Source organism: Pseudomonadota bacterium (assembly GCA_038533575.1).
GTDB lineage: Bacteria > Pseudomonadota > Alphaproteobacteria > Rhodobacterales > Rhodobacteraceae > Shimia_B.
Genome location: JBCAYL010000016.1, coordinates 1 through 2,181, shown reverse-complemented (window position 1 = coordinate 2,181; position 2,181 = coordinate 1). Strand labels below are relative to the sequence as shown.

Sequence of the window (2,181 nt, the reverse complement as noted above, 5' to 3'; positions counted from 1 at the left end):
CTGGATAATAAAATTGATAAGAAATTATATTAAAAAGTGTATATTTACATATTTACATGATTTAGGGAGTTGATGCTGGGGTCGGGGAAGTGGTTGCAGATCTGGAGGTCGGGGTTGGAGATCTTGAGGTGCTTTAGCGAGTTGATGCTGGGGTCGGGGAAGTGGTTGCAGATCTGGAGGTCGGGGTTGGAGATCTTGAGGTCGGGGTTGGAGATCTAGGGGATGCTCCAGGCGATGTGGACGAGCGAGGGTGGTAGTCGTGGAAGTCTCGGAAGCAATTCTTCTTTTCAGTGAGGCAGAGTGCTACCTGGCAGATGTTGCAGACCCACCTAGACCGGTGCATGTCATCCTTAGCTGAGCAGAACTTGCAGGTCATCCGTAGCTTGACAAACACCGGGCAGTGGAATTTGGCTTGGTCGTATCGCAGGTTGTCTGATGGACGACTGCTTCTCTGGCCCTTCTTTGGAAGAACAAAAGGCTGCTCCTCAGGGGTACTGCGGAGTTTCCTTGTAGGTTTGGTCTTGTAGCACCGGGCGAAATTGCTGATCTCCAGTCGGAACATCTTGAGGGACATGGGTTTCTGTGACAATGCTTTACAGTCCCTCTTGTACAGGATCCAAGCATTGCTGGTACAGACGTCCACGACATAGCCAAACAGCCGGAGATACCACCGCCTAGACTTCATGGGGGATTTGTAGAGATGTGTGAGCATATCAGACTTGTCGATGCCCCCCATTTTCCCATTATACTCCTTTATGACAGCGGGGCATGGGACCTCTACCTTCTTCTTGGTGTCCTTGTCCCACCTCTTGGCAGTGGAGATTGGCTCAACCCCTGCATGAGACGACAGGAGAGTCACCGGTTTATTGTCCTTCCAGACCATGGCAAGGACCCCGTTGCAGGATACGTGGTCGTGTTTCCCCCTTGGAGTAGACTTCTTCTCCATTTCCTTCCTGGACATGAGTGGTGCGTTGCCAGTGCGGTTGGGTCTTGCAGTCCCCACGTAGCGGCATTGGTACTTGTCCTTCAAGTACTCGACGAGTTGGATGCTGGTGAAGTAGTTGTCTGCATAGATGGTGGTATTCTTCAGGTCTTGGATGGTCTTGGCTAGGACAAGCACCAACTTGCTGCTCATGAGATGCTGCTCCTCTTCCTCACAAAGGTCCACTGGGTGGCTACTGAAGGTCGTCTCGCCCTGGTACATCAGCATGTCATGGATGAACCCATCGATGCTGGCACGGCAGAACAACTTGTATCCAAACTTGTCAGGCTTGTTAGCGATGTACTGGCGAAGATTCCCTGCCATCGTCCCTTTGTATGCCACCATCACTTCATCGACTGACTGTGTGGGAGTGGCCTTGACTTGGAGGAACTGCTTGGTGATGCCTGAGAAGAGGGGCCTGACTTTGTAGAAGCGGTCGGTGGACGACTTTGCAGTTTCATTGTTGTTGAAATGGAGTGTTGACCTTATCTGCTTGAACCTCTTAGAGGTCATGTATTCAGTGATCTGTGGTATTCTGGTGTGTACTGCCCAGTAGTCGTCAATGGAAGGCATATGGACAACCCCCATGTAGAGGACAATCCCCACAAACACCATGAGGTCGTTGACGTCGATGGAGAAGGAGGTACTGACGTCCTTTTGACGGGCATACAGGTTCGTCTGGTAGACTATGTCCTCCATTAGCTCAATGGGGAACATCCTCAGGAAGAATTCATATGGTTGCAGGAGAAAGTCAGGCCTTGGATGGTGGTATTCAGGTAAAGGAGGATGTGAGATGTCCTCCTTCTTCCAGAGCCTAGCTCTCTTAGGGGGTCCGGTTTTCTTGGCTCTCTTACGGGGTGGTCTTGCCTCGTCGACCTCGTCCCCACTGTCCTCGTCCTCATCGTCATCAACGGGCATATCTTCGGGCCGGATCCTGGTCACATCGCCTGTGAAGGAGTGAAGATTAGTAACATAATCAACTATACAAAAATAAGCTAGTCATTTAAAGGAGGAGGAGGAGGAGGAGGAGGAGGAGGAGGAGGAGGAGGAGAAGGAGAAGGAGGAGGAGGAGGAGGAGGAGCAGGAGCAGGAGCAGGAGCAGGAGCAGGAGCAGGAGGAGGAGAAGGATAATTGTCATATAGAGTGGGGGAAGTCATTGTCAGTAATACTATTTGCAAATGTGGGGTGTACTGTATTAG

The 2,181-nt window shown here is 51.0% G+C and carries 2 protein-coding genes; both read right to left on the bottom strand.

Features of this window, described 5'->3' with window-relative positions; all coding sequences use genetic code 11:
* Positions 1-133 precede the first annotated feature (133 nt).
* Complete coding sequence (locus AAFM92_16815; protein MEL7302026.1) at positions 134-1,900, bottom strand: transposase; 1,767 nt, start codon at positions 1,898-1,900, stop codon at positions 134-136.
* Positions 1,901-1,985: 85 nt separating this feature from the next.
* On the bottom strand, positions 1,986-2,120 hold the full coding sequence (locus AAFM92_16810; protein ID MEL7302025.1) for a hypothetical protein: 135 nt from the start codon (positions 2,118-2,120) through the stop codon (positions 1,986-1,988).
* Positions 2,121-2,181: the final 61 nt, after the last annotated feature.